General features: G+C 59.8%; 19 protein-coding genes (1 of these 19 cut by a window edge). 10 read left to right on the top strand and 9 right to left on the bottom strand.

What is annotated here, in order from left to right:
* Window positions 1-1,045: the 3' portion of a DUF2157 domain-containing protein gene (locus DBR16_RS04520; protein ID WP_161539409.1), read on the top strand. The gene continues 314 nt to the left of window position 1, outside the view; 1,045 of the gene's 1,359 nt are visible here — the last part of the coding sequence; its start codon lies beyond the left edge, outside the window; it ends in the stop codon at window positions 1,043-1,045.
* Complete coding sequence (locus tag DBR16_RS04515) at window positions 1,042-1,578, top strand: GDYXXLXY domain-containing protein (RefSeq protein WP_109260081.1); 537 nt, start codon at window positions 1,042-1,044, stop codon at window positions 1,576-1,578. The genes DBR16_RS04520 and DBR16_RS04515 overlap by 4 nt, the downstream gene beginning before the upstream one ends.
* On the opposite strand, the gene DBR16_RS04510 is transcribed toward DBR16_RS04515, so the two are convergent.
* Window positions 1,575-2,204: a rhomboid family intramembrane serine protease gene (locus DBR16_RS04510; protein WP_109260080.1), complete on the bottom strand. Its 630-nt coding sequence runs from the start codon at window positions 2,202-2,204 to the stop codon at window positions 1,575-1,577. The genes DBR16_RS04515 and DBR16_RS04510 overlap by 4 nt on opposite strands.
* Window positions 2,205-2,354: 150 nt before the next feature.
* Here DBR16_RS04510 and hfaA point away from each other — a divergent pair, with 150 nt between their 5' ends.
* The 3 genes from hfaA to hfaD are packed head-to-tail and all read left to right on the top strand — an operon-like array spanning window position 2,355 to window position 4,930.
* Window positions 2,355-2,798 carry a holdfast anchoring protein HfaA gene (hfaA, locus tag DBR16_RS04505; RefSeq protein ID WP_109260079.1) on the top strand — a complete coding sequence of 148 codons (444 nt, stop codon included), beginning with the start codon at window positions 2,355-2,357 and terminating at the stop codon, window positions 2,796-2,798.
* On the top strand, window positions 2,788-3,786 hold the full coding sequence (gene hfaB / locus DBR16_RS04500) for a holdfast anchoring protein HfaB (RefSeq protein WP_109260078.1): 999 nt from the start codon (window positions 2,788-2,790) through the stop codon (window positions 3,784-3,786). The genes hfaA and hfaB overlap by 11 nt, the downstream gene beginning before the upstream one ends.
* Window positions 3,701-4,930, top strand: coding sequence for a holdfast anchor protein HfaD (gene hfaD, locus DBR16_RS04495; protein ID WP_125184498.1), 1,230 nt, complete (start codon window positions 3,701-3,703; stop codon window positions 4,928-4,930). Before hfaB ends, hfaD begins: the two co-directional genes overlap by 86 nt.
* Window positions 4,931-4,981: 51 nt before the next feature.
* Here hfaD and DBR16_RS14045 read toward each other — a convergent pair whose 3' ends face one another.
* Entirely contained in the window at window positions 4,982-5,914 is a 933-nt protein-coding gene (locus tag DBR16_RS14045) for a hypothetical protein (protein WP_199288374.1), read from the bottom strand.
* Window positions 5,915-6,031: 117 nt separating this feature from the next.
* Here DBR16_RS14045 and DBR16_RS04480 point away from each other — a divergent pair, with 117 nt between their 5' ends.
* The 3 genes from DBR16_RS04480 to DBR16_RS04470 all read left to right on the top strand — a co-directional run bounded on the left by DBR16_RS04480 (window position 6,032) and on the right by DBR16_RS04470 (window position 7,896).
* On the top strand, window positions 6,032-6,625 hold the full coding sequence (locus DBR16_RS04480) for a PAS domain-containing protein (protein WP_109260074.1): 594 nt from the start codon (window positions 6,032-6,034) through the stop codon (window positions 6,623-6,625).
* A gap of 60 nt (window positions 6,626-6,685) precedes the next feature.
* The gene (locus tag DBR16_RS04475) at window positions 6,686-7,303 is read left to right on the top strand and encodes a PilZ domain-containing protein (protein ID WP_109260073.1); all 618 of its coding nucleotides are present in this window, start codon (window positions 6,686-6,688) and stop codon (window positions 7,301-7,303) included.
* Between the two features lie 71 nt (window positions 7,304-7,374).
* Window positions 7,375-7,896: a DUF4339 domain-containing protein gene (locus DBR16_RS04470; RefSeq protein WP_109260072.1), complete on the top strand. Its 522-nt coding sequence runs from the start codon at window positions 7,375-7,377 to the stop codon at window positions 7,894-7,896.
* 162 nt (window positions 7,897-8,058) lie between these two features.
* Here DBR16_RS04470 and DBR16_RS04465 read toward each other — a convergent pair whose 3' ends face one another.
* Entirely contained in the window at window positions 8,059-8,592 is a 534-nt protein-coding gene (locus tag DBR16_RS04465; RefSeq protein ID WP_109260071.1) for a gamma carbonic anhydrase family protein, read from the bottom strand.
* A 331-nt stretch (window positions 8,593-8,923) separates the two neighbouring features.
* On the opposite strand from DBR16_RS04465, the gene DBR16_RS04460 reads away from it, so the two are divergent.
* Window positions 8,924-9,688 (top strand): PhoH family protein, encoded by a 765-nt coding sequence (locus tag DBR16_RS04460; protein WP_109260070.1) that lies wholly within the window; start codon window positions 8,924-8,926, stop codon window positions 9,686-9,688.
* A gap of 71 nt (window positions 9,689-9,759) precedes the next feature.
* The gene (locus DBR16_RS13845; protein WP_125184497.1) at window positions 9,760-10,827 is read left to right on the top strand and encodes a hypothetical protein; all 1,068 of its coding nucleotides are present in this window, start codon (window positions 9,760-9,762) and stop codon (window positions 10,825-10,827) included.
* Window positions 10,828-10,917: 90 nt separating this feature from the next.
* On the opposite strand, the gene DBR16_RS04450 is transcribed toward DBR16_RS13845, so the two are convergent.
* From DBR16_RS04450 to cysE, 6 genes are all read right to left on the bottom strand, one after another.
* Window positions 10,918-11,610 carry a nucleotidyl transferase AbiEii/AbiGii toxin family protein gene (locus tag DBR16_RS04450; RefSeq protein ID WP_109260068.1) on the bottom strand — a complete coding sequence of 231 codons (693 nt, stop codon included), beginning with the start codon at window positions 11,608-11,610 and terminating at the stop codon, window positions 10,918-10,920.
* A complete protein-coding gene (locus DBR16_RS04445) occupies window positions 11,603-11,806 on the bottom strand; it encodes a hypothetical protein (RefSeq protein ID WP_233347583.1) in 204 nt (67 codons plus the stop codon). The genes DBR16_RS04450 and DBR16_RS04445 overlap by 8 nt, the downstream gene beginning before the upstream one ends.
* Before the next feature lie 86 nt (window positions 11,807-11,892).
* Window positions 11,893-13,437, bottom strand: coding sequence for an ABC transporter permease/substrate-binding protein (locus DBR16_RS04440; protein ID WP_109260067.1), 1,545 nt, complete (start codon window positions 13,435-13,437; stop codon window positions 11,893-11,895).
* Entirely contained in the window at window positions 13,434-14,225 is a 792-nt protein-coding gene (locus tag DBR16_RS04435; protein WP_109260066.1) for an ATP-binding cassette domain-containing protein, read from the bottom strand. The genes DBR16_RS04440 and DBR16_RS04435 overlap by 4 nt, the downstream gene beginning before the upstream one ends.
* A complete protein-coding gene (locus DBR16_RS04430; protein ID WP_109260541.1) occupies window positions 14,222-14,488 on the bottom strand; it encodes a DUF3126 family protein in 267 nt (88 codons plus the stop codon). The genes DBR16_RS04435 and DBR16_RS04430 overlap by 4 nt, the downstream gene beginning before the upstream one ends.
* A gap of 30 nt (window positions 14,489-14,518) precedes the next feature.
* Window positions 14,519-15,331 (bottom strand): serine O-acetyltransferase, encoded by an 813-nt coding sequence (gene cysE / locus DBR16_RS04425; protein ID WP_148666450.1) that lies wholly within the window; start codon window positions 15,329-15,331, stop codon window positions 14,519-14,521.

Here is a 15,331-nt window from a genome sequence, read left to right as displayed (position 1 = left end):
GCTTGCTCTTCTCGGGGCGGCCTTGTTCGGTGTGAGCATCGTGTTGGTCGCACAGATATTCAATATGAGCTCGTGGCGTTATACGGTCCTTGGCATCTGGGCCGCAGGCGCATTGCTGACCGCCCTCCTCACTCCATCCCGCCCGGTTCTGATTTTCACAGCGATGCTGGGATCGGCGTGGGTGTGGGCCGAGAGCTTCAACCCTTACGCCCCCGGCGTTCTCTGGGCGTATCTGCCGCTCTGGCTGGCAACTGTGGTTGCTGCATCACGCCTGCGTTCCCTCGCCTCCATCAATCTGCTCGCTATCGGCCTTTACATATGGATCGGTTTCCTGCTGTGGGACTTTGCCCGCGATGACCAGTTAAGCGAACTACAAACCGCCTCTGCTTTCATACTGGCCAGCGCCGCTACAGCCATGACGTTTGCTGCCTTGCGCGATCGTGACCGGTTCGGGTTGGGGACACTGACAAACTGGGGGACCAGCCTTGTCTTGCTGGCCGGCTTTTGTGTCCAATTTCCGCTTGATCGTTACGAAAACTGGTCGAGCCGGGATACGGAAATCGAGGCGGGCAGCCGGTGGGTCGAGATCGCAGGCTCAGGGAATCCAGCCTATTGGTGGCTCGCCGGAGCGTTCACGCTCATCTTTATCCTGGCATTACTCTGGCGTGCGATCATGGACCCGTCATCGCGCGCCCTCGCCCTCCCCGCCCTTCCGGCTGCTGTATTTGCGCTTTTTCTGCCCCCGCTTGCCGCGCTGCTTGGCGGCGATGCGGTGCTCATCCTGCGGATCGGTCTGGGCGTTGCGATCCTGGCGATTGCCATCAGCCTGATCCTGTACGGCTCGCGTGAGGGCCGGCGTTTTACCGGCGGGCTCGGCATCGCGCTCTTTGTTGCCGAAACGCTCTATATATATGGCGAGACGTTCGGCGGCCTTCTCGACACGTCGCTCTTCTTCCTGATTGGCGGGCTTTTGCTCTTCGGATTGTCGATGGGAGTGATCCGGTTTCAGAAACAGATGTCCCCGGATGAGGAGGCTGCCCCATGAACCGCACGATTCGTCTTATACTTGTCGCGGCAGCCATGACCGCATTCCTGATCGGGATGGTATTTGACCATGCCGCCCGGCGCGCTTCCGGCACAGAGGTGATTCTCGACCTCGAACCCGTCGATCCCCGGGATCTACTCGCGGGTTATTATGTGATTGTTTCAACGCCCTTGCATTTGCTGGAGACAGATTCACTCGGTGGCGATGATTCATTCGCGACAGGCGATGACATCTTCGCCCTGGTTGAAGAAGACGGGGAAGGCGTATGGCAAGCCGTCTCCATTCATCGTGAGCGGCCGGAGGCTGGCGTTTTCCTGCACGGCAAGGTGCAGCACGGGTCCGAAACGATGATCCGCGCGGATTATAATCTTGAGCGCTTTTATGCCGATGAAGAGACCGCTCAGGCACTTGAGCTTCGCCGCCGTGAAAACATCGACAGCATGCGTCTGATCGTGTCCGTTGGACCTGATGGCCGTGCCATTATTCGCGGCCTGGAAATTGACGGCCAGCGCCGGACAGTGCCGCTTTTCTAGATTCTGCGGCGTTGACCGAAAAAAGCGAGGAAAACGGGAAAGAGTGCCGCGCCGGCAATCAGTCCGCCCAGATGTCCGGCCCAGGATATCGGCAGCGGAAAGAGTGGTCCCAAAAGCGCCAGCAAAACGTTGAATCCGCCCCAGGGCAAGGCAAAGCGCAGCATACCCCTGTATCCGCCATCTGCCCAACCGGCTGCGGCAATACAGCCGGAAAGACCTGTCGACGCACCAATCATCGGGATCATTGAACCCGGGGCGACCATGACCTGCAGGGCGGCACCAGCGATTGAACACACAAAGAAAAACAGGAGGAAGCCCGCCGCACCGCGCAAGCCTCCGCCAAATGGCCGCATGCTCGCCGAACCAAAAGTCAGCATGGCAAAGGTGTTGAAGACAAGATGCATCATGCCGCCATGCAGAAAGACATGAAAAATGAAGGGCGACCATGGTCCGAGCGGGCTGGGGTGTTGAGCTCCGGCTGCAGGGATGACGGCCCCGATCGTCAGGAAGAGATATTGAAGCTGCGGCAGCAAAGCGCCCAAAGCGAATACGGCAACGAAACTGCCTGCCATCACCAGCGGCACCAGCGGAATATCATTGAAGATCGGTGACCGCGCCGGGTGCATTTCGCATTATCCTTAATCTCTTGTTTGCCCGTGGCCTCTAATTTTGCGGGGAGTCTTCAGGCTTGGGCGCTGTGTTTCCGGAAACTGGCCCCTTGCCAGTGCTTTATCAAGTGCGCAGCCAACGTGTCGCTGCGCGGGAAAGGATACGCCATGCGCCGCCTCTCGCTTTTTGCCGTCAGCGCTGGATTTGTAGCCGCGAGCAGCCCTGGCCTGGCGCAAACCGCCGGGGACTTCCAGCGCCCCTGGGGCACAGATAGTGCCCAGAACAGCCAGCCCTATCGCGCCGGAACGCGGGACGCGAACGGCAACCGGGTTGTCTTGAACGGCGTGCTTCAAACGGGCGTAGGTGTCCAGGCGCAGATGTCCGGTGTGGGTGGGGTCGGCAACGCGCCTACCCAGTCCAGCCAAGGCACTGGCAGTACAGGCATGTCCGCGTCCGGCACGAATTCGAGCGCGCTGGCTGTGGGCAATCAACTGAATGTTATCGTTAACGGTAACTACAACACTGTCATCGTTAATTCGACGCAGACAAACAATGGCGACGTGAACGCCACCGCAAATTCTGGCGGCGGGGATGACGGGAATGGCAATTAGGCAGCTCCTCTCCATAACAGCAGGCGCCCTGCTTCTGGCTGGCTGTGCGGTGACGCCCAATTCCGGGTTTGATGGCCGCTATGCCAATCCCATTGGCAATGCGCCGGTCACCACAAATCCGACCCCGTATTCTGAAGCATTGGTCTGTCTGGCGAATTCAGCCAGAGCCGCCGGACGCCCCTCGCCCCGGATCGCGGTCGGGCGAATTTCGGATTATACCGCTGCAGGCAATCCGGAAGGCGGCGGGCCGGCGATCACTCAGGGCGCGTCGCTGATGGCGATGTCAGCCTTTGCAAAGGCTGGTGTGAATCTGGTCGAGCGGTTTGACACGTCAATCGCCGAATATGATCTCCGGTTCGCGAACAACAGGCTGATCGGAGATGCCGAAGAGGAGGACGGGTTCCGGCAAATTTACGCTGGCAGCGTTCCGGGCGTCGATTATGCGGTGGTAGGCGGCGTTACCGAACTCAATTTCAACATCCGGTCTCAAGGCATAGATTTCCTTGGTGGAGACCGCATTGATTCCGATCCAACCGGCGTATTCAACGGCCGCTTGTACGTTATGAATATCGCCATTGATTTGCGCATGTACAATGCCGAGACCCTCGAGGTCGTGGACGTCATTTCCTACCAGAAACAAATTATCGGCCGCGAGGTCAGCGCCGGAGTGTTCTCGTTCTGGGGTGACGCCGTCATCGACATTTCCACGGGTGGCCGGTCACTCGAGCCCATGCAACTGGCTGTGCGGTCATTGGTCGAACGCGCCGTCCTGGAGTTTTCCTCGACCTTGTATGGAATTGAAGCCCAGCAGGTTTGCGCCTTCGATGATCCGCTGGGGCTCACCAATGTTTCAGGCGGTATCAACCCGCATACGACCTACGCCTCCCAGACAGGAGCATCCAATGTCCAGATTCGCCAAAGCGTTGACCGCGGGCACGAGCGCCGCGACCCTGCTGTGCGCAACGGGCTACGCGGACGATACGACTGAGATCCTCAACGGTCAGCTGAATCTCGACGCAGAAGTCAGCGCCAACGGTCAGGTGGTTGTCGGACGCACCGGGAATGTCACGCTGAACGCTGTTGGCATGGGCAATGCGCTCGATGTGCAGACACTCACCAGTCATGATGTCACAAGTTCCCAGCAATTTGGCGGCTTTGTAACCTCTACAGCAGAAACCAATGCTGTAGCGATTGACGGTACGGCGATCACAGCATCCGGTGCCTATGGCAACTCCGCCATACTGGAAGTCGATGGCGATAGCGATGTCGCGGTCACCCAATCGGCCAGTGATGGTTCCAACGTGTTTTCCGCCGCGACACTGCGCCTCGACTCCTATGCGGTCGGCAATATTACTGCCGCAACAACCGCCGCCAATTCCGTCGAAACGATTGGCGAATACGGCGGTATCCAAGGCAGCATCCAGCAGGATTCCGGTGCCGCTGTTGAATCCCGTGCCATCGTCGAAGCGCGCACGGCCGGTCTGGGTGAGTTTTCAACCACAGCCGCAACGGCGTCCGGTAATGCGATCCGGTCACAGGGGGATGAGTCCTCGGTTATTCTTAATACAGCGCAGTCCAATCGCGGCACAGTGCGCGCATCTGCACGGGTCAATGCGGGGGGTGGCGGTGTTTTCACAACCGTTGCCGCACAGGCGCAGGGCAATGGCCTCGATGTCGCGACCGAATGGGCCTATGGCGATGCTCGCGGAACCCAGGACAATAGCGGCGATACCGAAGCAGAAGCCAATATCAATATCGGAAATTTCGACGTGGACAGCATTCTGGCCTCCTCGGAGAGCCTCGGTAATTCCGCAATCCTGACCAATCTGGGCACGGATACCTTCCTGGGGCTGGATCAAACCAATACCGGCGGGGTGCGTGCCACAACCCGCTTCGATGGGGGCCTCGGAGGCGAAGTCCTGGGGTCTGCATCCGCCTATGGCAATGCCGCGACCAGCTGGGGCTGTCAGGCCTGTCCCGATACGACTTCCCAGGGGCAAATCAACCAGACCAACTCCGGCAGTGTGAACGCCACCTTCCAGAGTCAGTATATTTCGGGATGGGGTACGACGGGCTCCGCGACCGCGATCGGCAATTCCGCGACCTTTGTGACACAGGATCCCCAAGAATAAAAAGCCCCGAACAGGCCGGGGCTTTTCAATCAAATCTGTCCATCAGAGCTGTTACCGGTATCCGCCGACACCACCATCGAGCATGAGCGTCATATTGGCAGTGTTCACGATCTCGCGGCGATGCTCGACCATTTCGGTATAGCGTTCCTCGCGGCGTACATAGACCAGCTTCACACCCGGCCCATAAAGGCGGAGCAATGAGCGCTCATTGCAATTGCGGCGAGGTTCCTGCGTCGCGCAATAGACACGGCCGCCGGTTTCATGGCGCAAGGCTTCGCCCTGGCTGCAAACCAGAGTGAATGCATCATCAAAAACATCCGCTCCATCAACGCGCCAGCCGATGGTCACCTGCATGTAGGTGCCCGACATACAGCGGAACAATTCTCCGGAAAACGTCTCCTCCACCCGCTCCGCGGGATCCGGCCGCGACGCCGGGTGCGGTGTGCCGCGGTCATCCATGCACACAGCGCGGATCACGCGCCATTCCTCGAGAATACGCGTGCGCTCTTCCTCAACGATTTCGATTTCGGTCAGCCCGGAGACATTCAGGCCATTGATGGCCGTGGCCGGAGGCGGCGCACCGATTGCGGCTCCGCCACCGCCAAGGGAAATAATCGTGGTCCCGCCGGCCCCTGCACCAGCGCCCGCCCCGGCATTACCGCTGGCACCCGCATTGGCGTTCGCGTCTGCATTGGCGTTGACGACGGTCGAGACATTGACGTTGGTATTGACGTTGACGCCGACATTGATGCGCGGACCGTAGATGCGGATATCCGGCGTGCGCACACGATGCCCGCCACCGCCGCAACCGCCATAGCTTCCGCCCCCGCAGCTGCCGCCTCCGCCATGGCCGCCATGACCACCGCCGCCATGCCCGCCACCACTGCCATATCCATCGCCGCCGCCAAGAGCGACGGGGGGCGCTGCCAGCGTCAGGGCGAAGGCAGCCGCACCGAAAAGAATTTTTACTGGTGAGACGCGCATGGCGTTCCTCCCGTTCAATTCATGAGCGAAATCGGCCCCTTGCGCGGTTCCCCGGGCAGGCGAGCCTTCACTCTCCCGGCAAGCGTATGGCCCAGAGATTGAAATTGCGTTGCCAAAATGGCCGATCCCGGCACACCGAAAGAAAAAGTGACCGTGAACATGATGCATGCCCATGCCAGAACCCTCGTATCCTATTGGGATTCCCGCCGGAGGACCGACGCCGTTCCGGCGCGGGCCGATATCGCGGCCGCGGATTTACGCGACCTGCTCGGCAACCTCTTCATGCTGCAAAGGCATGACCCCTCTCACCATGTTTTCCGGCTGGCGGGTACGCGACTGTGCGATCTGCACCAGCGTGAATTACGTGAGCAGAATTTCCTGTCCTTCTGGCGTGGATATGACCGTGAGCATATGAAATTGTTGCTAGAATCGGTTCTGGCGAATGCGGCGCCGGGGCGTGGATACGCCACGGCGGAAACGATAGGCGGGGACAGGATCGATATCGAGATGGTGTTTACCCCGCTCGCCTCCAGGGCCGGAAGCGTGGACAGGGTGCTGGGTCTCTACCAGCCGCTGCAAAGCCCCGCCCGCTTCCGCCACCGCCCGATCATCCGGCACGAGCTGACGCGTATTCTACCCCCCGTGGCGAAGCAGTGGATACTGCCGGTCACGCCCGCGCCGGAATTTCCCGATGCTGCAAATGATCATTAATCCGGCAAAGGTGTTTTAACCGGTTGCCGCCAGACTGGGCCCCGCAAGAGGCAGGAGATCATGGCGGACACTTTCACACGTCTGGACAAACGCAAGATCCGCGTTGCGGCGCGTGGCGCTGAAGACAAGCGCCGCCACCGGCGCCTGCCCCTGCAGCTCTATGGCCGATTTCTGGATCCGCATGCCGGCGAGCAGAAATGCCGCCTGGTCGACGTCTCGCCCGGCGGGGCCAAGGTGGTGGCCAAATCCCCGCCCATGCCGGGGGATATGATTGTCTTGCTGATCGATGGACTGGGACGTCTGGAAGGCAAGGTCCTGCGCAAGGGCTCGAACTGGTTTTCCCTGCAATTCACAGCACATATGCGCAAGCGCGACCGTCTGGCCGACGCCATCACCTGGCGCTTCAACATGGAGCGCCTGGGGCTGGAGGAAGACCGCGCCGCCCCACGAAAACAGGGTAAGGGGCGCGCCATTCTGCATTTCAGTGATGGCGTCAAAATCGACGCGGATGTCGTCGATGTCTCGATTTCCGGTGCCGCTTTCGCGTGCCTGGAACGGCCGCGGATAGGCGAGGAAATCCGTGTTGGAGAAATGCGCGGTACCGTCGCCCGCATCTGGGAAGGCGGATTTGCGGTCGCATTCATGCCACCTTCAGGTGAAAACGCCCACGCTGCCTGATATTCCGGCTGGCCTCATTCTTGCCCCGAGTGAGCATCAGAATAGGCAATTGTATCAGATTGGCGCGTAATATGAGTGTGGATGCCGGACAGGCGAGAACGTGGTTTGTGAAAGTGGATGGACGGGTCTATGGCCCCTACACCTCTCCGCAAATGCGCGGCTATGTCTCTGAAGGCCGTGTGGCCGACTACACGCTGGTGAGCGTAGAGCGCGATGGCGCATGGAAGCCGGCGGCGGATGTAGAAATCCTGGCCAGCTGGATCGAAGACAACCGCAAGGTCTCCCAGGCCGCGGCCGAGACCGAAGACCCTGCCAATCTGCTGGTCATTACCGAAGTCCGATCCGGCGTTGGCGATGCTGTTGCGTCTGTGCTGCGCCGCTACGGTGAAACCGTCGACATTGTGCCGGGCGTGTGGCTTGTCCGTGCCCGCACCACCGCGTCTGCCTTGCGCAATGATCTTTCCCACCTCCTGGACCGCGAGGACCGCCTGTTCGTGGTCGATGCCAGCCGCGACCGGTCCGCCTGGTTCAATTTCGCCAGCGAAGCCGACGCAAAAGTGCGTGGATTGTGGCGCGGCAACGAGTCCGCATAATCCCCTTATCTGTGCGTGGATAAAGCCGTTCAGACCCGGGTCCTCACATGTTGTTCGCATGCTGGTCCCGCGCTGAGGGTCTACGTTCCGCGATGCCTGTAGCGCACCGTTCACATGCCGCCGGTGATGGCCGCGTCCTCCCCCGCCGAAGCACGTCCCGATTCAGCCCGGAATTTCGGTCAGTCCCGCTTTGTGACGCTTCCAGTTTTCGACATAGTGATCGGCGGATGCTTTCAGGATGTCATACATGTCCGCGTCGAGGGTGCGGATCACCTTGCCCGGGGATCCGACGACCAGGGAGTTGTCGGGAATCTCCTTGCCTTCGGGCAGCAGGGTGTGGGCGCCGATAATGCAATTGGTGCCGATTTTCACCCCGTTCAGCAGGGTCGCGCCAATGCCGATCAGCGAATAATCGCCGATCGTGCAGCCATGCAGCATGACGCGGTGGCCGACGGTGACGCCCTTGCCGATTACCATGGGATAGCCATGGTCGGTGTGCAGCACCGAATTGTCCTGGATGTTGGTGTCCTCGCCGATAGTGATGTCGTCGACATCGCCGCGCACCACCGCATTATACCAGATGCTGGCATTTTCCTTCAGCGTGACCCGGCCGATCACATGCGCGCCGGGACCGATCCAGTAATTGCCGCTGGCGGGCATTTGCGGGGTGTGGTCATCCAGTCTGTAGATCGGCATGTGGCTCTCCGGACACGTTCTCTGTGAAGTTTATAAAACGGGGGCGCTTAATCTTTGTTCACCATACTAGACTGATACTGCTCCTGCGATTCGATACTTCCATCGAGTCGCGGGCGCTTCGAAGAGGAGGCGAATGGCCATCGTGCGAAACCGACGCACCCACCGGGCCGAAAACCGGATCCACCACCGCCACCGGTCTGATTCCGCCCCCTCCTCCCGCGCACATCTGTCTGTCCGCCTGCAGCCCTCGCCCTCCGGTGAGGGTTTTTTGTTTCCGGCCACCCCGTCACCATCCGGTGGCGGGGCTTTCTAGTCTCAGGAGAGTCTGTCCATGACGAAACGTTCCGCAAAGCGCCGCCAATCCTCGGGTGAGTTCAATTCCGGCCATTACCAGGACGAACAGACCAAGGTGCGCGCGCTGTTTCCGGGGACCAGCTGGTCGCCGGACGAGAAGGAACCGATGCGCGATCAACGCTATGTCAAGAATGTCAAACCGCGCTCGGAAGGCCAGGCGAAACTGATGAAGGCGATTGATGAGCACAATCTCGTCATGGCGCTCGGGCCGGCGGGCACGGGCAAGACCTATCTCGCCGTCGCCAAGGCGGTCGAGCAACTGGAAAAAGGCGATGTCGCGCGCATCGTCCTGTCCCGCCCGGCGGTGGAAGCGGGCGAGAGTATCGGCTTCCTGCCCGGTGCCATGGAAGAAAAGCTCGCCCCCTATCTGCGGCCGCTCTATGACGCGCTGGCCGACCGGCTCAGCCCGAAGCGCCTGAAAGCGCTGATGCTGGAAGGGCTGATCGAGATTGCGCCCATCGGATACATGCGCGGGCGGACGCTGAACAATGCCTTTGTCGTGGTGGACGAGGCGCAGAACTGTACCTATGGCCAACTGAAAATGTTGCTCACGCGGCTGGGCTGGCACTCGACCATGGTGGTCACCGGTGATCCGGCGCAGACCGACCTTTTACCGGAACTCTCCGGCCTGGCCGGCATTGCCGACAAGCTCGAAGCGGTGCCGGACATCTCGATCCAGCGTCTGAAAGCGGAAGACATTGTCCGCCACCCGCTGGTCGCGTCGATGCTTGACGTGCTGTAGGGGCGATTGGAACAACGCTGGGTTCAATCATCGATTCTAGCGTTGTTCCTTATATCGTCGAGACCGAAAAAATGGATTTCTCCAACGTAGATATTCAGACCGCATTTATTACTGCGCTGACAGCTTTGGTGCTATTCGTGCTAAAAGATATCATTTTATCAGGCTTCAAAAATTGGCGGTCTGATAGAAAAACAGCAGCAGAGATTTACCGAATCTATGCGAGCCCAATAGCAGTGGCCTCAGTAAGTCTATTTTGGCGATTAAATGAAATATTCGACCAATCGAGCCGCTCACACTATCTCACAGAAGAATTGAGAGTTTCCGATTTCGACCGATACAAATATCTAAGTACAATCTACCGTTTTGGTAGACTGCTTGGGTGGCTAAATGCCTATGAACGAGAACTGTTTTCTCGATCAGTTTCCTCCTCAAGGCAGGCGAAAATTGTCGATATTGCGATATCAAGGTTTCGGGAGAACATCGCGGACGGCGCACATGTGGAGGCGCTCCGATTCAAGTCCGTCATTTCTTGCTTGAATGAATCTGAATTAGCCGCAGATTTGGATGAAGCTCAGCTGACAATCCAAATTGATCGAATCCTCCAAACATTTTTAGCAGGCCCCCAAGCAACGCTCGCTATTGACTTGTCCGAAAAACTGAAGAGTAAGCTGGCTAATGAAGTCGTGCAGACGATTAACAACACAAGCGGCGTGAAGTTTAGCAATGAATCGCTTCCAGTTGACGCCATTATTGACGCATTGTCGATAAGAGAAGCTTGGCTCTATCGCGATTACCAAGATGCGCTCGGAGACGTCTTTTTGAAAAAGGCCGACAGGGAACGCCGGGACTTTGAAGCAATTAGCTACAGAGAATTCGAAGAAATTTTTAACGACCAAAATTCGGGAAGCCAAATTTGGCTTAGTCGGTTTTGTCGACTTTTTGATGATCTGGAAGTCAGTGCAGCCAATAGGTTCGACGCACGACTTATGGCTCTGGAAAACGCATTTTATTATATTGCAGAGTTGATACTAGCTCTTCGCAACGTCCGCTACGCAAGAATTAGCATCAATAAAAAAACCATAGAAAGAGCTAAGCAAATAGTCTCATCAGATACTTGGCGTCGTGCAACAAGCCCATAGACGCTTGTTATTTCTGTCGTTAGCGGTGTTGCAGGCCCCACAACCAGTTCGCCGCCTGTTCCGGCGTCTGGCAGGCGCGTGGCGCTACGGTCAGTTTTGCGCCTTGGGGCCGTCAAACACTTCGAGAATTTCTTCCGCGAGGTTCTGCTCCATCGCCATGCCTCGCATACACTCCAGCAGCCATTCCTTATTCCGAATGGTCCGAGCGGCTTTTTCGAAAGCACCGTCCACTGACCGGCCATAGGCTGCGCGGGCTTTTTCCCAAGCCATATCGGGAATCTGTCCCCAACGCGAAATCATCATTGCCAGGTCAATGATGTCACGGCTGAGAACGGACTTGTCGGCGTGCCGGTCTGCATTTGCCAGCAGTTTTTCGCAGTACAGATCGCTTCTTTGCAGTACCGGAACCTTCAATTCCGGATGTCTTGCTCCGGCCAGACCAATACGGGCCTCGCGGATGATTTCGAATTTGATCCGGGTTTCGTCCAGACCCAGCCATGTCCGGACACCATATTGATCGGCGCGCACGTCCCGAAGTTCGGTAATCCCGGCGGACTTGTCCAGGAGTGCATCCAGCGTTCCTGTGTGCGTCATTTCCCGCAAGCGCCGATAGCCCGGCCCCGAGGCGCACAGGAAGTCGATATCGACACTCTCGCGATATTCACCAAGCAAGAGGGTGATGGCGGTTCCACCGCCAAAATAACATTCTGCCGCTTCCAGAATATCCGCGTTCAAAGCGCGCAGAACCGCAGCAACGGCGTTGTGATGATCGCGTTTATACATTCAGCACGCCGTTGCCATAGCGAGCAACAAGCGCGTTGAGCAATTGCCGTTCGACGCCGGTTAGCTCGTCAGCCGCAATGAAACGCCAATTGCGTTCATAAATGGCAAGCGCATCCGCCCCGTCCAGAATGGTGTTGGCAGGCCGGTTCCAGCAAAGCTGCTTGAGCTGCGGGTAGTCTTTGATGCGAACTTGCATATCTACGTCCTCGGACGTTCCAATTTAGGTGATCGAGCAGGCTTTTGCCATAGGCCTGTATATTACATCGCTTTTTCGAACTGCAATCAGCCCCCGATCTCGCCCCACAACCAGTCCGCCGCCTGTTCCGGCGTCTGGCCGTCCAGATCCACGCGGCGATTGGCTTCGCGCATCATGTCCGGTGTAATCGCATTGACGAGCGGGGCGAGCGCGGCGGCAACCGCGTCATCTGCGGCGGCTCCGGGCGATAACAGGATCATGGCGTCATAGGGCGGCAGGATGCCGCGCGGATCGTCCAGGATCACCAGATCATAGGCGGCGATGCGCCCGTCTGTCGTGTAGGCGGTAATGACATCCACATGTCCATCACGCACCGCGCCATACATGAAGGTTGAATCCATCGGCCGCGGCGTGGCGTCCTGCAAGCCATATGCTTCGCGCGTGCCGGTCCATTCCGGCCGCACGAAGAATTCACTGTCCGCGCCAATCGTCACCCTCTCGCCAGCCAGACCGGCGATGGAGGTCACGCCCAATCGGTCTGCGCCCTCCCGGCTCATGGCAAAGCCATAGGCGTTTTCAAAGCCGAGCGAGCCGAGGCTCAATATACCGTAATCATTGAGCAGCGCGGCCGAGGTTTCCGCGATGATGCGGTGGCGGCCAGGATTGTCCTCCCGGTTCAGGACATTGGCCCAGAGCGTGCCGGAATAATCGGCATAGACATCGATCCCGCTGCTGGCCAGTGCATCGAACGCCACGGTCGAGCCGAGCCCGTCACGGCGCCGGACGATGGCGCCCTCGGCCTCCAGAACGCGCTCGAACAATGCCGCCAGAATGAATTGCTCGGTGAAGGGTTTGGAGCCGACCACCACGACGCGGCCTTCCAGCCCGATGGCCTCTGCCTGATCGCCCGCCACAGTGCTGCGCGCGGCGGTGTCCAGCCATCCCGGCAGCAGCGCCCCGCCGATGAGGATAATCCCCGCCAGTGTGGACAGGGCCGCCATGACGCGGTTGCGGCGGCGGGCGGCGATTTCATAGCTGCGGACGATCTGGTCCAGCAGGATGGCGAGCAGGGCCGAGGCGACGCAGCCAAACAGCACGGCCGTCCAGTTGCGGGTCTGGAGCCCGGCGAAGATATAGTTTCCGAGGCTGGCCGCCCCGACCGGCGTGGCCAGAACCGCAGCGCCCACCACCCAGACGACTGCCGTGCGGATGCCGGCGACAATGGTGGGCAGGGCCAGCGGCAATTCCACCTCGATCAGGCTCTGGCTTTGGGTCATGCCGACGCCGCGCGCGGCTTCGCGCACCACCGGGTCAACGCCCTGAAGGCCGACAATCGTGTTTCTGAGCACGGGCAGAATGCCGTAAAGCGTCAGCGCGACAAAAGCCGGAGCAAAGCCGATCGTGCCGCCCAGCACCGGCACCATCAGCGCCAGAAGCGCCAGGCCGGGAATGGTCTGCAGCGTCCCGGCAATGCCGAGCGCGGGACCGGCGAGCCATTTCTTGCGCGCCGCGAGAATCCCCAGCGGCAGGCTGATCAGGATGGCGCAGGCAATCGCCGCCATGGACAGGCGCATATGGCCGCCCAGATAGTCCGGCAGGACGGTGAAGGCTTCGGCGAGTTGATCGCTCATGGCGCCTGCTCCAGCGCGGCAACGGCGCGGGCCTGTTTCGCCGGTGCGGCCAGAAGCTCGGTGACATACGCATTGGCCGGCCGGTTGACGAGATCGGACGGTGTGCCGGTCTGAACGACCCGCCCGTCCTTCATCACCAGTATCCGGTTGGCGAGCAGCAGGGCTTCGGCCATGTCATGGGTGACCATGACGGCGGCAAATTGCAGGCGCTCCTGCAGTGCGACGAAATCCTCCTGCAACCCGGCGCGTGTGACCGGGTCGAGGGCGCTGAAAGCTTCATCCAGCAGTAGCAAAGGCGGTTCGGCCGCCAGCGCGCGGGCAATGGCGATGCGCTGTCTTTGTCCGCCGGACATCAGATGCGGCAGGCGGTCCCGGAAATCGGCCGGGTCGAGCCGCACCAGTTCCAGCAACTCGTCGACACGCGCTGCAATGCGCGCGGGCTCCCATTTCAGCAGGCGGGGCGTGAGGGCAATATTCTGAGCGGCGGTGAGATGCGGAAACAGGCCATCGCCCTGCATCACCCAGCCGATTTCCCGCCGCAGATCATGGGCCTCAAGCGACATCACATCACGGCCCTGAAACAGGATGCTTCCGGCACCCGGTTCGATCAGCCGGTTGATGGCTTTCAGCGTGGTGGTCTTGCCGGAGCCGGACTCGCCGACAATGGCGATCAGCTCGCCAGCGGCAGCGGTGAGGCCGACATTATCTGCGGCCAGAATGCCGCCGGGATAATGCTTGGTCAGCCCTTCAACGCGAAGGACGTCATGCGCGGTGGCGACTGGACTCAAACTTCTTCCAGATCGATGTCGAGAATGGTGATCTCGAACGCATAGCTGGTCTCGCCCTCATCGACGATCTTCTGCACCACCCCCAGGCATTCATCACCGATATGGATCTCGGCGCACTCATCGGCGCGCTGGCGGCGCTGGACGACCATGCCGGGATTCAGTTTTTTCTTCAGGAAGGCTTCAAGTTTTGCCGCTTCTTCAGCGGTCACGAAATTGGACACGGTTTCTATATCCCTGAGCTTGGTGAATCTGCGGGCGACCATACCCATCGCGCCTGACAGCGCAAGACCGGGCTATGTGTCCGCCTCGAAGCTCTGATCCATGGTGCGCGCCGGTTCCTTGCACGGGCCACCGACCGGCACCGCCGGGATGCCGGCCACGGTGCAATGTGGTGGCACATCTTTCAGGACCACAGACCCCGCCGCGATCCGGGCTTCCTCGCCGACGGTAATATTGCCCAGCACTTTCGCGCCGGCGCCGATCAGCACGCCGTCTCCAATCCTCGGATGGCGCGTTATCCCGGACTTGCCGGTGCCGCCCAGCGTGACCGAATGCAGCATGGAGACATTATCGCCGACGATCGCGGTCTCGCCAATGACAACGCTGGTGGCGTGGTCAATCATGATGCCCTGTCCGATGATGGCGGCGGGGTGAATGTCGAGGCCGAATCGTTCGGAAATCCGGCTCTGCAGGTGGAAGGCAAAGGTCTCGCGCCCCTCCCCCCACAGCCAGTGGGCGATGCGATAGCCCTGCAGCGCCAGATAGCCCTTGAAATAGAGGAAGGGCTGGAGCAGCGAACGGCAGGCCGGGTCGCGCTCCTCGATCGCCACCATGTCGGCGGCGGCCTTCTCCGCGATGGAGGGATCGGCGGCAATGGCTTCCTCGACCACGTCGCGCGCCAGCATGGCATCGAGCTGGGCATCCGCCAGCTTGGAGGCAAGCCGGTAGGCCAGCGCATGCTCGAAGCGCTCATGGCGCAGAATGGCGGCATTGAGGAAGCTGGCGAGGATGGGCTCTTCTGCGGCGGCCTGGGCGGCATCCAGACGCAGGCGCGCCCAGACGGCATCAATGCCGGACTTCATCTGTGTGGCGGTATCGGCCGGCAT

It is taken from the genome of Hyphobacterium indicum (assembly GCF_003129605.1).
Taxonomy (GTDB): domain Bacteria; phylum Pseudomonadota; class Alphaproteobacteria; order Caulobacterales; family Maricaulaceae; genus Hyphobacterium; species Hyphobacterium indicum.
The sequence above is the reverse complement of the archived record's forward strand: the minus strand, read 5'-3'. Positions and strand labels throughout refer to the sequence as shown.

What these genes read in the sequence shown, in the direction of transcription:
- hfaD (WP_125184498.1), top strand. Translation starts at nt 3,701, where the DNA reads ATGTCCAGATTCGCCAAAGCGTTGACCGCGGGCACGAGCGCCGCGACC.
- DBR16_RS04510 (WP_109260080.1), bottom strand. Translation starts at nt 2,204, where the DNA reads ATGCACCCGGCGCGGTCACCGATCTTCAATGATATTCCGCTGGTGCCG.
- hfaB (WP_109260078.1), top strand. Translation starts at nt 2,788, where the DNA reads ATGGCAATTAGGCAGCTCCTCTCCATAACAGCAGGCGCCCTGCTTCTG.
- cysE (WP_148666450.1), bottom strand. Translation starts at nt 15,331, where the DNA reads ATGCCGGCCGATACCGCCACACAGATGAAGTCCGGCATTGATGCCGTC.
- DBR16_RS04480 (WP_109260074.1), top strand. Translation starts at nt 6,032, where the DNA reads ATGGCCGATCCCGGCACACCGAAAGAAAAAGTGACCGTGAACATGATG.
- DBR16_RS04445 (WP_233347583.1), bottom strand. Translation starts at nt 11,806, where the DNA reads ATGCAAGTTCGCATCAAAGACTACCCGCAGCTCAAGCAGCTTTGCTGG.
- DBR16_RS13845 (WP_125184497.1), top strand. Translation starts at nt 9,760, where the DNA reads ATGGATTTCTCCAACGTAGATATTCAGACCGCATTTATTACTGCGCTG.
- DBR16_RS04450 (WP_109260068.1), bottom strand. Translation starts at nt 11,610, where the DNA reads ATGTATAAACGCGATCATCACAACGCCGTTGCTGCGGTTCTGCGCGCT.
- DBR16_RS04475 (WP_109260073.1), top strand. Translation starts at nt 6,686, where the DNA reads ATGGCGGACACTTTCACACGTCTGGACAAACGCAAGATCCGCGTTGCG.
- DBR16_RS04465 (WP_109260071.1), bottom strand. Translation starts at nt 8,592, where the DNA reads ATGCCGATCTACAGACTGGATGACCACACCCCGCAAATGCCCGCCAGC.
- DBR16_RS04470 (WP_109260072.1), top strand. Translation starts at nt 7,375, where the DNA reads ATGAGTGTGGATGCCGGACAGGCGAGAACGTGGTTTGTGAAAGTGGAT.
- DBR16_RS04440 (WP_109260067.1), bottom strand. Translation starts at nt 13,437, where the DNA reads ATGAGCGATCAACTCGCCGAAGCCTTCACCGTCCTGCCGGACTATCTG.
- DBR16_RS04515 (WP_109260081.1), top strand. Translation starts at nt 1,042, where the DNA reads ATGAACCGCACGATTCGTCTTATACTTGTCGCGGCAGCCATGACCGCA.
- DBR16_RS04430 (WP_109260541.1), bottom strand. Translation starts at nt 14,488, where the DNA reads ATGGTCGCCCGCAGATTCACCAAGCTCAGGGATATAGAAACCGTGTCC.
- DBR16_RS14045 (WP_199288374.1), bottom strand. Translation starts at nt 5,914, where the DNA reads ATGCGCGTCTCACCAGTAAAAATTCTTTTCGGTGCGGCTGCCTTCGCC.
- hfaA (WP_109260079.1), top strand. Translation starts at nt 2,355, where the DNA reads ATGCGCCGCCTCTCGCTTTTTGCCGTCAGCGCTGGATTTGTAGCCGCG.
- DBR16_RS04460 (WP_109260070.1), top strand. Translation starts at nt 8,924, where the DNA reads ATGACGAAACGTTCCGCAAAGCGCCGCCAATCCTCGGGTGAGTTCAAT.